This is a genomic window from Streptomyces sp. Je 1-4 4N24 (assembly GCF_026239515.1).
Classification (GTDB): domain Bacteria; phylum Actinomycetota; class Actinomycetes; order Streptomycetales; family Streptomycetaceae; genus Streptomyces; species Streptomyces nigrescens.
On record NZ_CP110836.1, the window covers coordinates 7,659,183 to 7,677,529 of the forward strand.

Consider the following 18,347-nt stretch of genomic DNA (forward strand, 5'->3'; position numbering starts at 1 on the left):
GCACACCATAGCTGGCGGCCCGTCAGATGTCTGCGTCCTCCGGCTGCTCGCCCGCCACCACCAGCTCCGGCGGCAGCTCCGCGAACTCCGCACGCGCCCCCGCGGCCAGCCCGGCATCCGTCACCAGCACATCCACCTGGTCCAGCGTCGCGAACGAACTCAGGCCGACCGTGCCCCACTTGGTGTGGTCGGCGACCACCACCACCCGCCGCGCGGACCGCACGAAATGCCGGTTGGTCTCCGCCTCCGCCAGATTCGGCGTCGACAGACCCGCCTCGACCGATATGCCGTGCACCCCGAGGAAGAGCACATCGAAATGCAGTGACCGGATCGCGGCGTCCGCCACCGGGCCCACCAAAGTGTCCGACGGCGTACGCACCCCGCCCGTCAGGACGACCGTCGCGGCACCCGCGCGCGGTCCCGTGCCACCACTGGCCGCGGCCCGCTGCGCGGTGTAGAACACATCGGCCACCCGCACCGAATTCGTCACCACCGTCAGATCCGGCACCTCCAGCAGCTGCTGGGCCAGCGCGAACGCGGTCGTGCCGCCCGCCAGCGCAATCGCGCTGCCCGGCGCCGCCATCTCGGCCGCCGCCTTGGCGATGTCCTCCTTGGCACTCAGCTCCAGCCCCGACTTCGCCTCGAAACCGGGCTCGTGCGCACTCGGCTCGCTGACCGGCACCGCGCCGCCGTGCACCTTCTCCACCAGGCCCTGCCGGGCCAGCGCGTCCAGATCGCGACGGACCGTCATGTCCGACACGCTCAGCTTGCGGGTCAGCTCATTGACCCGCACCCCGCCCCGCCGTCTGACCTCGTCGAGAATCAGGGCACGCCGCTGCTCCGCGAGGAGATTCTGGTTGTCGCTCACCCCGGCCCGTCCCTTCCGCCCCGGCTCGCTGTGTCGGGTCGTACGCGCTGGCTGCCGCCTGCGATCACTGATGCCCTCATCCTCGCACGAGGCACTGACAGTGACGGCGTTGTCGGGTGAGGCGGTTCGGTGCGGGTGGGGGAAGGGGGGCGGGAGGAGGCGGGGTGCCGGGGTGGGGTGAGGGGTGTGCGGGAGGCGCTCCCGGAGCTGGTCGTGCCGGCCTCCGGTTGCTCCCCCTGGTTGCTCCCCGCCTGGTTGCTCCCCCGCCCCCTCCCCCTCTCCCCCTTCGGGGGAGGGGGCGGGGGTGGGTTCGGGGGTGGGAGGGGGACGCGCGAGAGCGCAAGGCGAAGCCCCGACACGTCCGTCAGAACGCCACCCCGGGGTGGTGCTGGATGTGCTTGCGAGGGGAAGAGACAATCCTGGGGGCGTCGCACCGCACGGCGCCGTAAGGACTACGGGGGAATTCAGTGGAGACCGCGGACCCGACACCGCACGCCCGCTCAACGGACCACGGCAGCACAGGAGATGGGCCACCGGACAACGCACCACAGCTCTCCCTGGAGCTGCTGGTGCACGGCGTCGGGGGCACCACCGCCCAGGAGATGCTCGGTGACCCACGCGTCCAGCTGATCACCGGCGACGACACCGCCGCCTGCTACCGCCGCACCGAGGACGCGGACGCCGAGCAACGGCCCGACGACTACCGCGGCGAGCCGGTCCGCGAGGCGTACTGCTGGTCCAACCTCACCTCGGGCAACGGCGCCCGCGCCCTGTGGCTGATCCTGGTGCCCTTCATGGTCGCCAACCTCGCCCACTGGATGCGCCCGGCCGCCCCGCCCGAGCACCCGGCCCAGCGGATCTACGACCTGCTCGTACGCATCCTCGCCCTCACCCTCACGGTCCTGCTCGCCGCCGCGGCCTGCGAGGTCGCCCTCGACCTCACGGCCTGGCAGTGCGCGGGCACCACCGTCTGCGCCTCCGGCAAATCCTGGATGGGCTTCCTCAGCCCCGACAACTCCGGCTGGTGGAGCGCTCCGGGCCGCCGTCTCGCGCTCGCGTCCGTGGTGCCGCTGCTCGTCATCGGCTTCCTGTGGGGGCTCTCGCGCCGCACCTGGAGCGCCTACGAATCCGCCTCACCGCCGCCGCGGCTGCCCGGTACCTCCCGCGACACCCCGGTCGCCGAACGCACCGCGCTCAGCCGCGAGGGCTTCTGGTACGGCCGCCGGCTGGTCGCCAGGCTGCGCGCCGCGCACACCACGGCCGGTGTGCTGACCGTGGCCGCCGTGCTGCTCGCCGCCGCCGCGAAGGCCGACGGGGACGGCGGCCACACCGTCCTCGCGGTCACCGGCCGGGCCCTGACCACCCTGGTCATCCTGCTCGCCGCCGCCACCCTGGTGGTGGTCTGGCGCACCGCCCGCAGCGAGGACGCACCGGACGTCGCCTCGGACCACCTGGTCGTACGGGCGCTGCCGTTCGCCTCCCTGGGGGTGCTGGCGCTGACCATGGTGCACATCGGCTGGGCGCGCCCGGGCGCCCACAGCCACGGTCCGCTGCCCGGCGCCTCCGCCTTCGGCGGGATCGCCGTCTTCCAGGGCGTGCTGGTCCTGGCGCTGGCGGTGACGGCCTGGGTCCTGCAGCGCGCCGCCCGTGACGACGCCCGCACCGCGCTGCGCGGTATGGGCGGGCCCGCCGTCGCCCTGCTGGCCTGCGCGGTCGGCGGGGTGCTGTCCGGGGGAGTGGCCCAGCGCTTCGCGGACTGGCTGGACGGCGGTGCGACCCCCGGCCAGGCGCACGCCCCGATCCCCGGGCCGCCGGTCCTGCTGTCCTGGCAGGCCTCGGTCATCCCCGTGCTGCTGGTCGTCGTCGCCGTGGTCGCCGTGCTCGCCGCCGTCCGTGTGGTGATCGTCCGCAACCGGGTGGCCAAGGACGTCCCCGGGCTCTACGACCCGCGCGAGCACCCCGACGCGGGCCGTACCAAGCGCATCGCCGCCACCATCGCCGGCGCCGGACTCACCGATTCCGCGCCCGTCCTGATCGCGGCCACCTCCGCCGTCACCCTCGTCCTCGGGGCGGGTGCGGTGGTCGGCGCCTGGCTCACCGGCCGGGCGCCCGGCCGCGCCACCGAAGGCGCGACGCCCGTCGTGCACGCCGCCGCCGAGACCGCGGAATCCCTGGGGTCCTGGCTGATGGGCGCCGGCGTCATACTGCTGATCACCATGGGCCGGCGCGCCTACCGCGACCACTCCGCCCGCCGCACCATCGGCATCCTGTGGGACGTCGGCACGTTCTGGCCCCGCGCCGCCCACCCCTTCGCACCGCCCTGCTACGCCGAGCGCGCCGTCCCCGACCTCACCTGGCGGATGGCCACCTGGACCGAGCGGTTCGACGGCCGGCTGGTGCTCTCCGGGCACTCCCAGGGCAGTGTGCTGGCGGCCGCCGCGGTCTGGCAGCTGGACCTGGTCACCCGCAGCCGCGTCGCCCTGATGACGTACGGCAGTCCCCTGGAGCGTCTCTACGGACGCTGGTTCCCCGCGTTCTTCGGGCCGCCCGCGCTGACCGGACTGCACCGCGAGATGGACGACTGGCGCAATCTGTGGCGCTTCACCGACCCCATCGGCGGCCCGATCCGGCTCACCTGCGAGGACGGCCGGCGGATCGACCAGGGTCCGCTGCGCGACCCGCTCGCCTTCGGCCGCACCCTGCAGAACCCGCTGCCCGCCCAGATCCTGGGCCATGGCGACTACCAGGCCGACCCGGTCTTCGAGACGGTCCGCGCCGAGCTGATCGCCCGGCTCGGCCCGGACCTGCCGTGCCAGCGGCCCGCTGACGACCGCCCGGAGGGCCGTCCGGCTCAGGGGAGTTCGGGCAGGTCGTCCGCGTAGAGGAGGGTCAGGTCGTCGGTGCTCGGGTCGGTCAGCTGCGCCACCCGGCCCGCGTGCCGCTCGACCATCGCCTCGAACGTCTGCCGTGCGGTACGGCCGTTGCCGAAGGAGGGGCCCTTGGGCAGCGCCGTGAAGTACTTCAGCAGCGCCTCGCCGGCCCCCTCGGCGAGGTGGTACTCATGCTCCTCGCCCTGCTGCTCGACGATCCGCAGCAGCTCCTCGGGCGCATAGTCGCCAAAGGTGATGGTCCGCGAGAAACGGGACGCCACACCGGGGTTGACCGCCAGGAAGCGCTCCATCTCGGCGGTGTAGCCCGCCACGATCACCACCACCGCGTCCCGGTGGTCCTCCATCAGCTTCACGAGGGTGTCGATGGCCTCCTTCCCGAAGTCCCGTCCGGAGTCCTCGGGGGAGAGGGCGTACGCCTCGTCGATGAACAGCACACCGCCGCGCGCCCGGTCGAACGCCTCCTGGGTACGGATCGCCGTCGACCCGATGTGCTCGCCCACCAGGTCCACCCGGGACACCTCGACCAGATGCCCGCGCTCCAACACCGCCAGGGACGCCAGGATTTCGCCGTACAGCCGGGCCACGGTCGTCTTGCCGGTACCGGGGGAGCCGGTGAAGACCAGATGGCGGCGCACCGACGCGGCCTTCAGCCCGGCCTCCTGCCGGCGGCGCCCCACCTCGATCATGTTGATCAGGCTGCGCACCTCACGCTTGACGCTCTCCAGCCCCACGAGGGTGTCCAGTTCACCCAGCACCTCGTCGGAGGGCCGGCTGCTGACGGCCGGTTCCGCGGCCACCGGCGCCGGTGCGGGCGGCGGCGGGCCCTGCGCCGGGACGTTGCCCAGCAGCCCGGCGGTCTGGGTCATCTGCTGCACCGCGGGCGCCGTCGCGCCGGCGCCCGGTGCCTGCACGGCCCGGCTCTCGTCGCTGGTGCAGTCCTGGACCGTCGGCCCGTCGCCCTGCCCGGCCCCGCCCTCGGCGAACTCGTAGCCGCCGCGCGCACACCGCTCCGTACGGCAGCGCGTCAGCGTCGTACGGCACCCGTCGATCACATGGAAGCCGAACCCGGAACTCCCGGTGACCCGGCAGCCCTGGAAGCTGCCGCGGCCCTCCGCGGAGACGTAGAACCCGGCCTCGGCCGGTGAACTGACCGTGCAGCCCTCGATGGTGGGGTCCGCGCCCTTGGTGACGATCACGCCGGTCTGCGCACCGTCGATGGTGCAGTTGGCGAGCGTGCCGCCACTGCCGTGGTCGCGGAACCAGGCACCCGTCGCGGCCTCCCGGATCCGGCAGTCGTCCAGCTGCACGGTCGCCCCGTCGCTCACCGACACCGCGGTGTTGCGGACCTGGGCGATATCGCAGTCGACGACATCGGCGCGGGAGCCCCGGTCCAGTACGAACAGGGCGTCCGGGACGTCGTGCACCCGGGTCGAGTCGAGTACGGCGGTGGCGCCGTCGCTCACCCACACCGCCGGGTAGTCGCCCGTACTGTCGTGGATCTCGCACTGGTTGGCGTCCACGCGGGTGCCCGGGTCCCAGACGGACAGCCCGTTGCGCCCGAAGTGCCGCACCGTGCTGCGGGTCAGCGTCAGCACCGAACGGGACCGCAGATCGACGGCGTTCTCCGGGATGTCGTGGATATCGCAGTCGGCGAGGGTGAGGACCGCATCGGTGTCCAGGGTGACGCCGTCGGCGGAGGTGCGGTGGACCGTGCAGTCGGTGAAATGACCGGTGGCCCGGGACGCGACCTGGATCCCCGCGCCCTTGATCTCGTACAGCTCGCAGCCCACCGCCTCGACCGCGCTGCCCTCACCGTGCAGCGACAGTCCGGCGCCCGAGGCGTGGTGGATCCGGCAGTTCTCCAGCCGGGGGTGGGCCCCGCCGCGCACCGCCACTCCGGCCTGCCCGGCGGCCATCACCTCGCACTCCTCGAAGAGACCGCCGGCGCCGTCCAGGACGCTGATGCCCACTCCGCCCGCGTTGTCGACCGTGCAGCGGCGCACCGTGGGGCGGGCGCCGCCGCGGACCTCGATGCCGGAAGCGGACCGGGTCACCACCCGCAGACCGGCCAGCTCCGGGGCGCCGTCCTCCACCAGCAGCGCGGGCGACGCCGAATCCGTCGCCTCCAGATGCAGATCGTGGACGGTGGCCGAGGCGCGTACCGTCAGCGCCACACCGTCGGCCGGGGCGATCCGCACCGAACCGCGCGCCCCGTCCGGGCCGCGCAGGGTCACCGCGCGCACCAGCACCAGATTCTCGCGGTAGGTACCGGCCGGGACGGTCAGCACATCTCCGTCCCCGGCGGCCTCCAGGGCGGCGGCGAGCGAGCTGTACTCCCCTGTGCGGCGTCGCCAGCGCGATGTTCCGGAGTGCGTCACCTGGACCGAGCCCTGTGCCATGGCGCTGTCGTGTCCCCACTTCGTGCGGCGGTTGTCGGCCCGGCACCCATCCGTCCGCGGATGTCCGTATTCCGGTCTGCGAGGCCCCAGCCGAGAGGCTGGCGCCACCACCGTAGCGCGCCCGGCGGGCGGCAGTTGACACGGTCAGCAGCCTGATGGGACAGGCGCTCAACTGCCCGCGTCGGCCCGGCCCCAGTCCTGGCCCGCGCGCTTCCACTCCTGGTCCCAGCGGCGGAAACGACGCACCATCAGCTGCCAGACGATCATCCGCCGGGCACCCTCGATCATCATGCCGACCCCGGCCGTGGTCCCCAGCCCGGCCAGCACCGCATGGGCCCCCGCCGTGCCGGTGTCCATCGGCCTCGGCACCACCCGGCCCCGGTCGTCCGTCCAGATCCGGAACCGCTCACCGGTCTCCACCGGACGGGGTGCGGCGAGCTGTCCGAGGTGCGCGCTGCCGTCCCGGGCCGTCCAGCGGCCGAGGACCCGGCGGTGCGCATCGCGCTGAGAGGAGGTCTCGGGGTCGGGGTCGAGCGGGGCCCGCGAGATCAGCCGGTCGACCGTGACCCACACCAGATGCCGCTGCTGGTGCTGGATGCGTACGGTCTCCAGCAGTGCGCTCTGTGCGGCCCGCCCGGTGAGCCAGCCCGCGGAGGTCGCGCCGAGGACGATCAGGAGCGCCGCGACGAGCGCCACCCAGGCCTCGAACCGGTCGGTCCGGCGCCGCAGCGGGTTGCGCCGCCAGCGCCATACGCCTCTCATCGCTCGCATCGTTGCCCCCTCTCCGTGTCCGTGAATACCGCATCAGGGGTGGTCCATGCGAGAGTTCTGCGAAGAGAGAGCAACATCACCGCGTACAAAGGGCATCTCCCGGACGTACGGAGCGGGTCCCTGGCCCGCTCGCGCCGCGCCTGCCGGACCGGACTCCTGCCCGGTCAGCGCAGCCGTACCGCCACCGTCACCACGGCGCCCGGCGCGCCCGTCCCCGCCCCGCCCGTGACCGCGAACCGGTCCGCCACCAGGCGCGCCAGCCACAGCCCGCGCCCCTTCGTCGCGCCGTCCAGGCCGGGCAGCAGCTCGGGGATCACTTCCTCGCTGAATCCGGGCCCCGCGTCACTGATCCGGCACTCCAGCTCATCGCCCACCTGCCGCAGCTCCAGCCGTCCCGAGCCGCCCGCATGCTCCACGGCGTTCCCCGCGATCTCGTCCACCGCCAGCACGAATTCGCCGCGCCGTGGCTCGCACAGGCCCTCCCGGGCCGCGCACTCCTCGACCAGCAGCCGAAGTTGGGGCAGCAGCCGGGCGGTGAAGCGCCGCTGCAGCAGCCGGCGGCCGGACCCCTCAGCCGGCACCTCGGCCGGACCGGAGCTCACCACGGGCGCACCACCTCCGTCAGCACCAGCCGTGACACCGTCCCGGCACCCAGCCGCCGCAGCATCCGGCGCTGTCCGCGGTCGCAGCGCACCTCGATCAGCTCGTGGCCCGCTGCGCCGCGGGCCAGGGTGAGCAGGCTGACGGCGCAGCCGACCGACAGGAAGTGCAGCCGGGTCAGATCGACGGTGAGCCGCCGGGCCGGTGCGGTCTGCGCCAGCGCGATCTCCAGCGCCCGGCCGACCGCGGGCCGGTGGGTGGCGTCCGCCTCGCCGATGAAGTGCAGCGTCCCCTCCGGCCCGCGCGTCGACCGCAGGCCGCCCAGCCGCTCCAGGAGCACGCGGGGATGGGCGCGTTCCATGGCGGTCAGCAGAGCGCGGTCGAACCGGCGGCGGTCGGTGTCCCTCGCAGCCATCGGCCCACAGCTCTCCGTCTTCCGCCGGCCTCTCCGCCGGCGCCGCCGGGCGCACACCGCGGAGAGGTGGTCACCGGGCCGCGGCGGCCCGCCGGTCGCCTCGAACGCCCAGGGCGCGCCGGCCCGTCAGCCGAGTATCTCGAACGGGTCGCCGATCCGGATCGTGCCGGTCCCACGAGGTATTAGATTCTGGCCGAAGACCAGCCGGTCACCGAAGCGGCGATGGTGGGCGAGCGTCCGCAGTGGCTCCTTGCCGCGCTCGGCGGTGCGCTGGTCGGTGGTCGTGACCACGCAGCGTGCGCTGGGCTTGGCCACCACGAAGTCCACCGCGCCGATGCGGACCCGGTGCCAGTCGTCCTCCGCCCAGGGCGCGGTGCCGTCCACCACCACATTGGGCCGGAAACGGTTCATGGGCAGCGGGCCCTCGTCGGGGTGGTCGCCCTGCGCGATGAGCGAGTTGAGGGCGTTCAGCGACGAGGTGGTCGTCAGCAGCAGCGGGAAGCCGTCGGCGAAGCTGACCGTCTCACCGGGCGCGGAGTACGCCGGGTCGATGGGCCGGCGCTTCTCCGGGGCGTCGAGATACACCAGCCGGCACTCGACGCCCAGATACGCGCTGAACCACTCGGCCGCCTCCGGGCCTGCGGGCACCGCTTCGACCGCGTCCTTCCAGACCTCGACCGGGACCGTCTCCCCGGACCCGGGCACCGCGACCGTCAACGGCTGCCTTCCGGGCGCGGTGAGCCGGAGGGCACCGCCCGGCAGCCCCTCGGCGCGCGCCAACGCCAGCGTCGGCTGCTGTCGTTGGGTGACCTGCCTGCCCTCGGCATCCACCAGCAGCCAGCGTCGGTCCCCGGCGAGCCCCCACGGCTCCACGACCGCCTCGCCGGGACCGGACCCCGCAATGGACTTGACCGGGTAGAGATGGATCGACTGGAGCGCAGGCTTGGGCATGCCTGCCATCCTGCCAGCCGCCTCGGACAGTTGACCGACCGCCCAGGTCAGTACCCGCGGGGGTACTGGCGGCCGTACGGATCGTCGTAGGGCGCGGCGGGGCGGGGCGCGACCGGAGCGGCCGGGCGCATCGCCTCGTACCCCGTGCCCATGGGCGGGCGCTGGGGCTGCTGCTGTTGCGGGGACGGATAGCCGCGCACGCCCGCCTGCTGCGGGATGTACGGCGCCGGGGCCTGCTGCAGCGGGGCGACCGGCTGCGCGGCCGCTCCCGGGTACCCCTGCCCGGCCGAGGGGTGGGAGGGCGCGGCCGGAAGTGCCGGCAGCGCCGAGGGCAGCGCCGGCAAATAGGACGAGCCCGTGTCGTAAGGGGAGGGGTTCACCCGGATCGGGGCGATCTGCGGTGTGCCACGCTCGGCGACGAGGCTGTCGTAGATCGGGGTGTCCGGGAAGGAAGGCGAAGCGTAGTAGCCGCCGCCGTAGGTAGAGCGGGGGGAGGTCATGCCTCATAAGTTAAGCCCACGATGTGCCGATTGGGGAGTCTGGAAAGAGGGTTGTTTTACGTGTTCGGAGAGGCCATGGAGCACCAATGTGAGCGAACTTGCGGAAATCGGTCGCGATCGCCCGTAGGGATCCTGTAAAGACCTCGCTTCTCGCAGGTGAACAAGGGACGTTCGGAACTGGCCAAGTAGGTTGGGGGTGCCCCACCGACGGGGTACGGCGGACGAGAGGAAGGCGCGGCGATGTCGATGCTCAAGGGCAGCAATGTTCCGGTCCCGGCCCCGGCGGTCCGGGTCGAACTGGGCTGGCAGGCGGCCCCGGGGGCACCGGACGTGGACGCCTCCGCCCTGCTGCTGGTGTCCGGAAAGGTCCGCGACGACGGAGACTTCGTCTTCTACAACCAGGCCGCGCACGCCTCCGGCGCCGTACGGCACGAAGGCAAGCGTCCGGCCGGCGGCGCGATGACCGACTGCCTCGCCGTCGATCTGGCCGCCGTCGAACCCGCCGTCGAGAAGGTGGTGCTCGCCGCCTCCGCCGACGGCGGCAGCTTCGGCAGCGTCCCGGGGCTGCACATCCGGGTGCTGGACGCCGCGGGCGGCGCCGAACTCGCCCGCTTCGACAGCCAGGACGCGGGCGCCGAGACCGCCTTCGTCCTCGGCGAGCTCTACCGGCGCCAGGGCGCCTGGAAGTTCCGTGCGGTGGGGCAGGGGTACGACACCGGGCTGGCCGGCCTGGCCACCGACTTCGGCATCAGCGTCGAGGAGCCGGCGGCGCCGCAGCCCCCGGCACCCGCCCCGGCCCCCACCGCGCCCGCTCCGCCGCCTCCGGCAATGGCGCCCGCGCCGCCGATGGCGCCGCCGCCCCCGGCGCCCGCGCCCCCCACGGCGCCGCCGCCGGTGGCTCCCGCGCCCCCGTTGCCGACGGGGCAGCCGGCGGCCTCCGTCCCGCCCCCGCCGGGGCAGCCCGCGCCCGCCCCCGCACCGCCTGCCGTTCGTCTGACGAAGGTCACCCTCACGAAGGACGCCCCGGCTGTCTCCCTGACGAAGCAGGGCGGCACCTCCGGAGCGATGCGGGTGAACCTCAACTGGAGCGCCGGCTCTTCGGGCAAGCGGCTGGGCAAGAAACTCGGCCGAAAAGCGATGGAGGCCATGGGTGCCCGCGGTGCGCTGCTGCCGCAGTCCGGTGAGCTCGACCTCGACCTGTGCGCCCTCTTCCAGCTCACCGACGGCTCCGCCGGTGTGATCCATCCACTGGGCAACAACTTCGGTTCCCTGCACGCCCCGCCGTACATCCAGCTCGACGGGGACGACCGCACCGGCGCCGTCGCGGCCGGCGAGAACATGACGATCAACCTCGACCACCAGGACCGCATCAAGCGCGTCCTGATCTTCGTCACCGTCTACGCGGGCGCCCGCAGCTTCGAGGGGCTGAGCGCGACCGTCACCCTCCAGCCCCAGCACGGCGCCCCCGTCGACTTCACGCTGGACGCCTGCACGGTGCCCTCCAACGTCTGCGCGCTGGCCATGATCACCAACACCGGCAGTGAACTCGTCGTCCAGCGCGAGGCCCGCTACCTCGTGCCCGACCCCGGTGTCAGCCCGCAGCGCACCATCGACCAGGCCTACGGCTGGGGGCTGGACTGGTCACCGGCCCGCAAGTGAGCGGCGGCGCCGGGGGCGCGGCTCAGGGCGCCGGGTACGTCCGGCCCTTCCATGCCGCACCGCGCCCCCGGTAGTGCCGCACCGCCGAGTCCACCGTCATCAGCAGATAGAGCAGCGCCGTGAAGGGCAGCAGCGGCGCCGCCCACAGCGGCTGTCCGTAGTAGCGCAGCATCGGCAGATACGTCCCGCACATCACCGCCCAGGCCGCCCCGCCCAGTGCCGCGAGCGCCGGACCGCCGCCGGCCAGTCCGGCCACCAGCGCGACGGGTGGCACCAGATACACCAGGGCGAGACCGAGGACGGTGCCGAGCAGCAGCAGGGGCCGGTGCCGGAGTTGGGCGTACGCGCTGCGCGAGACCATCCGCCACAGCTCGGCCGCCCGCGGATACGGCCGCACGCTGTCCACCCGGTCCGCCAGCCCCAGCCAGATCCGCCCGCCGCCGCGCTTGACCGCCCGCGCCAGCGTCACATCGTCGATCACCGCATGCCGGATCGCCTCCGGGATGCCCGCCCGCTCGGCGGCCTCCGCGCGCAGCAGCACACAGCCGCCGGCGGCCGCCGCGGTCCGCGCCCCGTGCCGGTTGACCCGGCGGAACGGGTACAGCTGTCCGAAGAAGTAGACGAACGCCGGCACGATCAGCCGCTCCCAGAACGTCACCGCCCGCAGCCGCGCCATCTGGGAGACCAGGTCCAGCCGTGCCGACCGGGCCGCCGCCACCAACTCCCGCAGGCTGTCCGGGCCGTGCGCGATGTCCGCGTCGGTCAGCAGCAGATACTCCGGCCCGACGCGCTCCCGCGCCAGCGCCATCCCGTGCCGTACCGCCCACAGCTTCCCCGTCCACCCCGGCTCGGGCTCGCCGGGCGAGGACACCGTCAGCGGCAGCCCGCCCCGCGCGGCCGCCAGGCGCCGGGCCAGCGCGCCGGTCCCGTCCGTACTGCCGTCGTCGACGAGGAACACCTCGGCCCGGCCCGGGTACTTCTGCCCGAGCAGCGACGGCAGGCTGTCCGGCAGCACCGCGGCCTCGTCCCGCGCCGGGACCACCACCGCGACCGACGGCCAGCGCTCCGGATCCCGGCGGGCCGGCAGCCGGACGTCCGTCCGCCAGAAGAAGCCCTGACCCAGCAGCAGCCACACCCAGGCCAGCAGGGACCCGGCACCGATCCACTCCATCGCTCCCACGGCCGCAGTCTGCCGCACCGCACCCGTCGCGCAGCGGCCATCGACACGGTGTCGGAACGGGGCGGCGGGGGAGGGGTGAGGGCGGGAGGGCGGCCACCGGGGGCACCCGCCGGTTCCGCCCGGTATGACAAGCCGGACGGGCGGCTGAGTAAAGTGTCCGGGTGAAGATCGCGCTGATGGACTCCGGGACCGGGCTGCTCGCGGCGGCCGCCGCCATGCGGCGACTGCGGCCGGACGCCGATCTGGTCCTCTCCTCCGACCCCGACGGTATGCCCTGGGGCCCCCGCACCCCCGACGATGTCATCGCACATGCCCTGGCCGTGGCCCGCTCGGCGGCCGCGCACCGCCCCGACGCCCTGATCATCGCCTGCAACACCGCGTCCGTGCATGCGCTGCCCGCCCTCCGTGCCGAGCTGGAACCGCAGATCCCGGTCATCGGCACCGTCCCGGCGATCAAGCCCGCCGCGGCCGGCGGCGGCCCCGTCGCCATCTGGGCGACCCCCGCCACCACCGGCAGCCCCTACCAGCGGGATCTGATCGACCGGTTCGGACGCGGGGTGGACGTCACCGGTGTGCCCTGCCCGGGGCTCGCCGACGCGGTCCAGGCCGCCGACGAGGCCGCGATCGACGCCGCCATCGCGGCCGCCGCCCATCTCACCCCACGGGACGTGCGGACCGTCGTCCTGGGATGCACCCACTACGAGCTGGTCGCCGAGCGCATCCGCGCCGCCCTCCAGCAGCCGGGCGCCCCCGCGCTGGTCCTGCACGGCTCCGCCGAGGCGGTCGCCGCCCAGGCGCTGCGCCGCATCGGTGCCGAGCCGGCCCCGGCGGCCGCTCCGACCGGCGCCCTCAGCGTGATCCTCAGCGGACGCCCCGCCGGACTGCCGGCCGAGGCGCTCGTCTACGCCGAGGGCCGGCTGCTCGCCCGGAGCCGTACGGACCTCGCGCCGGCGGACGCGGTGCCGACGACCCCCGCGCCCGACGGGGCCACCGCGGCCGCCCGGCGCTGACGTCACCCATGACGTCGCCCGTAGCGCAACCCGGGCCGGAACGGGGCCGTCCGAAGCACTGCCATGGTGTGCAAAGACGCGTACGCTGCGTTTCATGAGGGACCACCCCCACGAGGGGGCAGCAGCCCCCGGTGACCACAGCAGTACCGACGGCGCCGACAGCGGAGCGCGCCCCGCCGGCGGCTCCCATGCCGAGATCCCCGAGGTCTGGCACGGCAGCGCCACCAACCGCATCCAGTGGCTGCTGGCCGGGATCGGCGCGGCCTGTCTGGCGCTGGGCATCCTGCTCGCCGTCGAGAGCAACTGGACCTCGGGGCGCGCGCCCCTGGTGATGTCGGTGGTCGGCTGTGTCGCGGCCGGTCTGCTGGTGCTCTTCGGCACGCTCGCCTTCGTCCATGTCGCGGTACGCGTCGACAAGGACTGCCTGGAAGTGCGGTGCGGCCATATAGGGGTGCCGCGCCGCCGCATCCCGCTCGACACCGTCGTCGGCGCCGATTTCACCCCCCAGGTCACCCCCCGCCACTGGGGCGGCTGGGGGTATCGCTGGCGCCCCGAGCAGGGCACGGCCGTGGTCGTCCGCCGGGGTGAGGGCGTGGTGCTCCAGCTCGGCGACGGGATGACCTTCACCATCACCGTCGATGACGCCGAGGGCGCCGTCCGGGCGATCCGGGGCCGGCTCCGGCCGCGTGAGGGGAGCCCGGCGGGCACCTGAGCGCCGCGCCGACGGGTGTGCGGCGCATGTGCGCTCCGTGCCGGGGCGGGCGGGGGACGTCCCGTAGGGTCGGACCATGGCAACCCCCGACTTCATTCGTGATCTCCGGAACTCCATCGGCCGGCAGCTCCTCTGGCTGCCGGGGGTGAGCGCGGTCGTCTTCGACGACCAGGGTCGTGTCCTGCTGGGCAAGCGGGTCGACACCGGTGGCTGGTCGGTGATCGGGGGTATCCCCGAGCCCGGTGAGCAGCCCGCCGAGACAGCGGTGCGGGAGGTCTACGAGGAGACCGCCGTCCGGGTCGTCCCCGAGGGCATCGTCCTCGTCGAGACCATGCCGCCCACCCACTACCCCAATGGCGATATCTGCCAGTTCATGGACGTGACACTGCGCTGCCGGGCGGCCGGGGGTGAGGCGCAGGTCAATGACGACGAGTCGCTGGAGGTGGGCTGGTTCGCCGTGGACGCCCTGCCGGAGCTCGAGGAGTATGCGCTGACCCGGATCAAGCGGGCGCTGGAGGCCGGGCCGACGTGGTTCCACGGGATGGAGGAGCAACGGCCGGGCCGGCACCCGGAAGCCTGAGCCCCCGGCCGTCGTCTCCGGGGGCTCAGGCCGTCGGGCGAGGGGCTACAGCTCCTCCGTCGACGGCTCGTCCAACGGGTCGGACGACTCGTCGGGAAGCGGTGGCAGCTGGGAACCCTCCGGGGAACCGGGCTCTTCGGTGCTGCTGGGCGGCTCCTCGGTGTGCATCTCCCGCTTGTCCTTGCGGCAGGTCGTGATCCAGGTGCCGGTGGGGCCGCTCTCGTACTGGCAGAACCAGCCCCGTACGGAGAGCGTGCCCCGGTCGTCCTGTGCCTCCCGCGGCGCCCGCAGGAAGAACTCGGACATCACCTGACGCGCCTCCCCGCAGGCCACCGTGCCGCCAGCCCCGGGATCGGCGTAGAGGGTGACGTCTCCTTCCGCGCCCAGCGCGTCGGCGAGCTCACCGCAGTCCACCGGCTGCCCGGGGACGGTGGGGGAGGCGGAGCCCGGCCCACCGTCCGGAGTACGGTCCGGCCCGGCGCCCGTGGGGGAGGACCTCGCGGCCGTCGTGTCCTGGCCGCCGCCCGCGTCCCCGCAGCCCGCGGCAGCCAGCGCGAACAGCACGGTCGGCACGGCGATGAGCCTCCGCATGTCGGCCTCCCTCGTGGCGGCGGTGCGCAGACGGCACGCTGACGAGGCTAGGAGCCCGCCGGGTGCCGTGCGATCCGGGACGGCCGGTCGGGTGAAGCACACGCGCCGTGGCCCGGTGTGCGGAAGGCGCCAGAGCCCCGGCCGCCGGCGCACCGCCCGGCAGGTGCCGCCGCCACATCCGGCCCGCGAAGTGTGGTGCCGCGCCACATCGGTGCCGGCCAAGCCGCTGCCTAGGGTGCGGACATGACCGTGATCGGCACCCCAGGCCCGGTATCCCTCGACCTCGACGGCCGCACCGCTCTCGTCACCGGAGCGGCCGGTGGCATCGGACGCGCCTGCGCGCTGCGGCTGGCCGCGGCCGGCGCCACGGTGCGCGCGGTCGACCGGGACACCGACGGCCTGACCCGCCTCGTGACGGATCACCCGAACGGCGCCCCAGGCCGCATCGAACCGTGCCCGCTGGACCTGACCGATCTGGACGCCGCCGAGCGGGCCGCGGCCGGCACCGATCTGCTCGTCAACAACGCGGGCCTCCAGCTCGTCCGGCCCATCGAGGAGTTCCCGCCCGAGGTCTTCCACCGGGTGCTGACCGTGATGCTGGAGGCGCCCTTCCGGCTGCTGCGGGGCGCGCTGCCCCATATGTACGCACAGGGCTGGGGCCGGGTCATCAACATCTCGTCCGTGCACGGCCTGCGGGCGTCCCCCTTCAAGTCCGCGTATGTCGCCGCCAAGCACGGCCTGGAAGGGCTGTCCAAGACCGCCGCCCTGGAGGGCGCCCCGCACGGCGTCACCAGCAACTGCGTCAATCCCGGATATGTCCGCACGCCCCTCGTCGAACGGCAGATCGCCGACCAGGCCGCCGCACACGGCATCCCCGAAGAGCGCGTACTGGCCGACATCCTGCTCGCCGACTCCGCCCTGAAGCGGCTGCTCGAACCGGCGGAGGTCGCCGAGGCCGTCGCATATCTCTGCACCCCGCAGGCGTCCTTCGTGACGGGCACTTCGCTCGCCCTGGACGGGGGCTGGACCGCGCACTGAGCGGCACCGGTCCGCACTGGTCCGTACCCGGGCGGCGGGAGGCCGGCGCACCGCGACGACCCGGAGGTATTCCTGGTGACCATGCCCACCGAACAGCCGACGCCCGAACCGGGCCCCCGGCCCGGGAACACCCCGCGACCGGTGCCCGTTCCGTACACCCCGGAGGGCACCCTGGCCGGCGATCCCGCCCACGACCCGGCCGAGGCCCCGTTCCTCGGTCTGCTGGCCACCGGCGCCGCGGCCGAGGAGTACGAGCGCCCGGTGCTGCGCGCCCGCGCCGGAGGAGCCGCCGCCGGCCGGCTCGCCGCCCTGGAGCGGGCCAAGCTCCTCGCGCTGCGGGTGCGCGCCGAACTGGAGGACCGCCGACGGCGCGAGGCCGAGCTGTCCGCGCTCTACGCCACCGCGCACGACCTGGCCGGGCTGCGCGACCTCGACGCGGTGCTGCGCGCGATCGTGTGCCGGGCCCGCTCCCTGCTGGGCACCGAGGTCGCCTACCTCACCCTCAACGACCCGTCCGCCGGCGACACCTATATGCGGGTCACCGACGGCTCGGTCTCGGCGCGCTTCCAGCAGCTGCGGCTCGGCATGGGCGAGGGCCTGGGCGGCCTGGTCGCACAGACCGCCCGCCCGTACGTCACCGACAGCTACTTCCACGACGAGCGGTTCCGGCACACCCGCAGCATCGACTCCGGCGTCCAGGATGAGGGTCTGGTGGCGATACTCGGGGTGCCGCTGATGCTCGGCAGCAGTGTGATCGGGGTGCTGTTCGCCGCCGACCGGCGCGAGCGGGTCTTCGAACACGGCCAGATCGCGCTGCTCGCCGCCCATGCGGCCCATGCCGCCGTCGCCATCGACACCGCCAACCTCCTTGCCGAGACCCGTAAGACACTCACCGAACTGGAGGCCGCGAACGAGATCATCCGCGACCGCAGCGCGGTCATCGAGCGTGCCTCGGACGTCCATGACCGGCTCACCGAACTGGTGCTGCGCGGCGGCGGGGTCCAGGACGTCGCCGGGGCGGTCGCGGAAGTCCTGCACGGCGAGGTCGAGTTCACCGAGCCCGGCGGGGCACCGGCCGAGGCACTGGACCGCTCGCGCGCAGACGGGCACGCCGTACGGGACGGCGCCGACTGGGTCGCGGCGGTCGGGGCGGGCGGCGAGGTGCTGGGCGCGCTCGTGCTGCGTGGCCATCCGGCCCTCGACCCGGTCGACCAGCGGACCCTGGAGCGGGCCGCCATGGTCACCTCGCTGCTCCTGCTCGCCCGGCGGACCGCCGGCGAGGCCGAACAGCGGGTACGCGGTGAGCTGTTGGACGACCTTCTGAACGCCGCGGACCGCGACCCCCGGCTGCTCCGGGAACGCGCCGCCCGGGTCGGCGCGGACCTGGACGCGCCGCATGTCGTCCTGGCCGCCCGGACCGACGGGCCGCGGCCGGACGACGCGCACTCCCACGGCACCGACCGCCGCCGGCTCCGGTCGGCGGCCTCCCATCTCGCCGCCACCCGCCGGGGCCTGGCCTCCGTACGGGACGGCGGCGCCGTCCTGCTGCTGCCGCTCGGTCCCGACGACGACCCGGCGCACATCGCCGGCGAGACCGCCGCGCGGCTCGGTGCCGCGCTGCACCTGCCGGTCACGGTCGGTGCCTCGGCTCCGGTACCGGCCCCCGCCGCCCGCCCCGCGGCGGTCGCCGACGCCTACGCGGAGGCCAGACGCTGCCGGGAGGCGCTGGGGGCGCTGGGCAGGGCCGGCCAGGGTGCGGCCGCCGCCGACTTCGGGTTCCTCGGGCTGCTGCTCGCCGACACCCGCGATGTGGACGGCTTCGTCCACCGCACGCTCGGCGCGGTCACCGGCTATGACGCCCGACGCGGTACGGAACTGCTGCGGACCCTCGGTGCCTACTTCGCCTGCGGTATGAGCCCGGCCCGCACCAAGGACGCGCTGCACGTCCATGTGAACACCGTTGCGCAGCGCCTGGACCGGGTGAGCCGGCTGCTGGGCTCCGACTGGCAGACCCCGGCACGCGCCCTGGAGATCCAGCTGGCGCTGCGGCTGCACCAGCTCTCCTCCGCCGTGGCGGGCGATACCGGCGCGTAACAGGGGGCGTTGAGTCGGCACCGGGCTCACGGGCGGTCCGTACCGATGGCCGCCTCCGGGTGCGCGCCGTCGCGACCTGCGGCAGCGT

At 74.1% G+C, this 18,347-nt stretch carries 16 protein-coding genes; 7 read left to right on the forward strand and 9 right to left on the reverse strand.

The window, feature by feature from the left end; genetic code table 11:
- Positions 1-22 precede the first annotated feature (22 nt).
- Positions 23-868: a DeoR/GlpR family DNA-binding transcription regulator gene (locus SLV14N_RS33535; RefSeq protein WP_263272398.1), complete on the reverse strand. Its 846-nt coding sequence runs from the start codon at positions 866-868 to the stop codon at positions 23-25.
- Between the two features lie 602 nt (positions 869-1,470).
- On the opposite strand from SLV14N_RS33535, the gene SLV14N_RS33540 reads away from it, so the two are divergent.
- A complete protein-coding gene (locus SLV14N_RS33540; protein WP_259670806.1) occupies positions 1,471-3,750 on the forward strand; it encodes a hypothetical protein in 2,280 nt (759 codons plus the stop codon).
- Here the strand turns inward: SLV14N_RS33540 and SLV14N_RS33545 are convergent.
- From SLV14N_RS33545 to SLV14N_RS33570, 6 genes are all read right to left on the reverse strand, one after another.
- Positions 3,720-6,158 carry a right-handed parallel beta-helix repeat-containing protein gene (locus SLV14N_RS33545; protein WP_263272399.1) on the reverse strand — a complete coding sequence of 813 codons (2,439 nt, stop codon included), beginning with the start codon at positions 6,156-6,158 and terminating at the stop codon, positions 3,720-3,722. The genes SLV14N_RS33540 and SLV14N_RS33545 overlap by 31 nt on opposite strands.
- A 168-nt stretch (positions 6,159-6,326) precedes the next feature.
- On the reverse strand, positions 6,327-6,920 hold the full coding sequence (locus SLV14N_RS33550) for a hypothetical protein (protein WP_208688217.1): 594 nt from the start codon (positions 6,918-6,920) through the stop codon (positions 6,327-6,329).
- A 173-nt stretch (positions 6,921-7,093) separates the two neighbouring features.
- On the reverse strand, positions 7,094-7,534 hold the full coding sequence (locus tag SLV14N_RS33555) for an ATP-binding protein (protein ID WP_208686144.1): 441 nt from the start codon (positions 7,532-7,534) through the stop codon (positions 7,094-7,096).
- The gene (locus SLV14N_RS33560) at positions 7,528-7,944 is read right to left on the reverse strand and encodes a hypothetical protein (protein WP_259670585.1); all 417 of its coding nucleotides are present in this window, start codon (positions 7,942-7,944) and stop codon (positions 7,528-7,530) included. The genes SLV14N_RS33555 and SLV14N_RS33560 overlap by 7 nt, the downstream gene beginning before the upstream one ends.
- 126 nt (positions 7,945-8,070) lie before the next feature.
- A complete protein-coding gene (locus tag SLV14N_RS33565) occupies positions 8,071-8,895 on the reverse strand; it encodes an MOSC domain-containing protein (protein ID WP_208686146.1) in 825 nt (274 codons plus the stop codon).
- Between the two features lie 47 nt (positions 8,896-8,942).
- Positions 8,943-9,395, reverse strand: coding sequence for a DUF6643 family protein (locus SLV14N_RS33570; protein WP_208686148.1), 453 nt, complete (start codon positions 9,393-9,395; stop codon positions 8,943-8,945).
- A gap of 240 nt (positions 9,396-9,635) precedes the next feature.
- Here SLV14N_RS33570 and SLV14N_RS33575 point away from each other — a divergent pair, with 240 nt between their 5' ends.
- Entirely contained in the window at positions 9,636-11,054 is a 1,419-nt protein-coding gene (locus tag SLV14N_RS33575) for a TerD family protein (protein WP_208686150.1), read from the forward strand.
- 22 nt (positions 11,055-11,076) lie between these two features.
- On the opposite strand, the gene SLV14N_RS33580 is transcribed toward SLV14N_RS33575, so the two are convergent.
- Positions 11,077-12,225: a glycosyltransferase gene (locus SLV14N_RS33580; protein WP_208688218.1), complete on the reverse strand. Its 1,149-nt coding sequence runs from the start codon at positions 12,223-12,225 to the stop codon at positions 11,077-11,079.
- Between the two features lie 170 nt (positions 12,226-12,395).
- Between SLV14N_RS33580 and SLV14N_RS33585 the strand changes: the two genes are divergently transcribed.
- From SLV14N_RS33585 to SLV14N_RS33595, 3 genes are all read left to right on the forward strand, one after another.
- A complete protein-coding gene (locus tag SLV14N_RS33585; protein ID WP_208686152.1) occupies positions 12,396-13,244 on the forward strand; it encodes a glutamate racemase in 849 nt (282 codons plus the stop codon).
- Between the two features lie 94 nt (positions 13,245-13,338).
- Positions 13,339-13,956 carry a hypothetical protein gene (locus SLV14N_RS33590; RefSeq protein WP_208686154.1) on the forward strand — a complete coding sequence of 206 codons (618 nt, stop codon included), beginning with the start codon at positions 13,339-13,341 and terminating at the stop codon, positions 13,954-13,956.
- A 76-nt stretch (positions 13,957-14,032) separates the two neighbouring features.
- Positions 14,033-14,536, forward strand: coding sequence for an NUDIX domain-containing protein (locus tag SLV14N_RS33595; protein WP_208686156.1), 504 nt, complete (start codon positions 14,033-14,035; stop codon positions 14,534-14,536).
- Between the two features lie 45 nt (positions 14,537-14,581).
- Here the strand turns inward: SLV14N_RS33595 and SLV14N_RS33600 are convergent, their stop codons facing one another.
- Positions 14,582-15,127, reverse strand: a complete 546-nt coding sequence (locus SLV14N_RS33600) for a hypothetical protein (protein ID WP_263272400.1) — start codon at positions 15,125-15,127, stop codon at positions 14,582-14,584.
- Between the two features lie 243 nt (positions 15,128-15,370).
- Between SLV14N_RS33600 and SLV14N_RS33605 the strand changes: the two genes are divergently transcribed.
- Both SLV14N_RS33605 and SLV14N_RS33610 read left to right on the forward strand, forming a co-directional pair.
- Positions 15,371-16,165 carry a 3-hydroxybutyrate dehydrogenase gene (locus tag SLV14N_RS33605; protein ID WP_263272401.1) on the forward strand — a complete coding sequence of 265 codons (795 nt, stop codon included), beginning with the start codon at positions 15,371-15,373 and terminating at the stop codon, positions 16,163-16,165.
- 81 nt (positions 16,166-16,246) lie between these two features.
- Positions 16,247-18,259: a helix-turn-helix domain-containing protein gene (locus SLV14N_RS33610; RefSeq protein WP_263273355.1), complete on the forward strand. Its 2,013-nt coding sequence runs from the start codon at positions 16,247-16,249 to the stop codon at positions 18,257-18,259.
- The last annotated feature ends 88 nt before the right edge of the window (positions 18,260-18,347 follow it).

Bases quoted from the DNA above. Each gene is read 5' to 3' on its own strand.
- SLV14N_RS33540 (WP_259670806.1), top strand. From the start codon at position 1,471: ATGCTCGGTGACCCACGCGTCCAGCTGATCACCGGCGACGACACCGCC.
- SLV14N_RS33545 (WP_263272399.1), bottom strand. From the start codon at position 6,158: ATGGCACAGGGCTCGGTCCAGGTGACGCACTCCGGAACATCGCGCTGG.
- SLV14N_RS33550 (WP_208688217.1), bottom strand. From the start codon at position 6,920: ATGAGAGGCGTATGGCGCTGGCGGCGCAACCCGCTGCGGCGCCGGACC.
- SLV14N_RS33560 (WP_259670585.1), bottom strand. From the start codon at position 7,944: ATGGCTGCGAGGGACACCGACCGCCGCCGGTTCGACCGCGCTCTGCTG.
- SLV14N_RS33565 (WP_208686146.1), bottom strand. From the start codon at position 8,895: ATGCCCAAGCCTGCGCTCCAGTCGATCCATCTCTACCCGGTCAAGTCC.
- SLV14N_RS33570 (WP_208686148.1), bottom strand. From the start codon at position 9,395: ATGACCTCCCCCCGCTCTACCTACGGCGGCGGCTACTACGCTTCGCCT.
- SLV14N_RS33575 (WP_208686150.1), top strand. From the start codon at position 9,636: ATGTCGATGCTCAAGGGCAGCAATGTTCCGGTCCCGGCCCCGGCGGTC.
- SLV14N_RS33580 (WP_208688218.1), bottom strand. From the start codon at position 12,225: ATGGAGTGGATCGGTGCCGGGTCCCTGCTGGCCTGGGTGTGGCTGCTG.
- SLV14N_RS33590 (WP_208686154.1), top strand. From the start codon at position 13,339: ATGAGGGACCACCCCCACGAGGGGGCAGCAGCCCCCGGTGACCACAGC.
- SLV14N_RS33595 (WP_208686156.1), top strand. From the start codon at position 14,033: ATGGCAACCCCCGACTTCATTCGTGATCTCCGGAACTCCATCGGCCGG.
- SLV14N_RS33600 (WP_263272400.1), bottom strand. From the start codon at position 15,127: ATGCGGAGGCTCATCGCCGTGCCGACCGTGCTGTTCGCGCTGGCTGCC.
- SLV14N_RS33605 (WP_263272401.1), top strand. From the start codon at position 15,371: ATGACCGTGATCGGCACCCCAGGCCCGGTATCCCTCGACCTCGACGGC.
- SLV14N_RS33610 (WP_263273355.1), top strand. From the start codon at position 16,247: ATGCCCACCGAACAGCCGACGCCCGAACCGGGCCCCCGGCCCGGGAAC.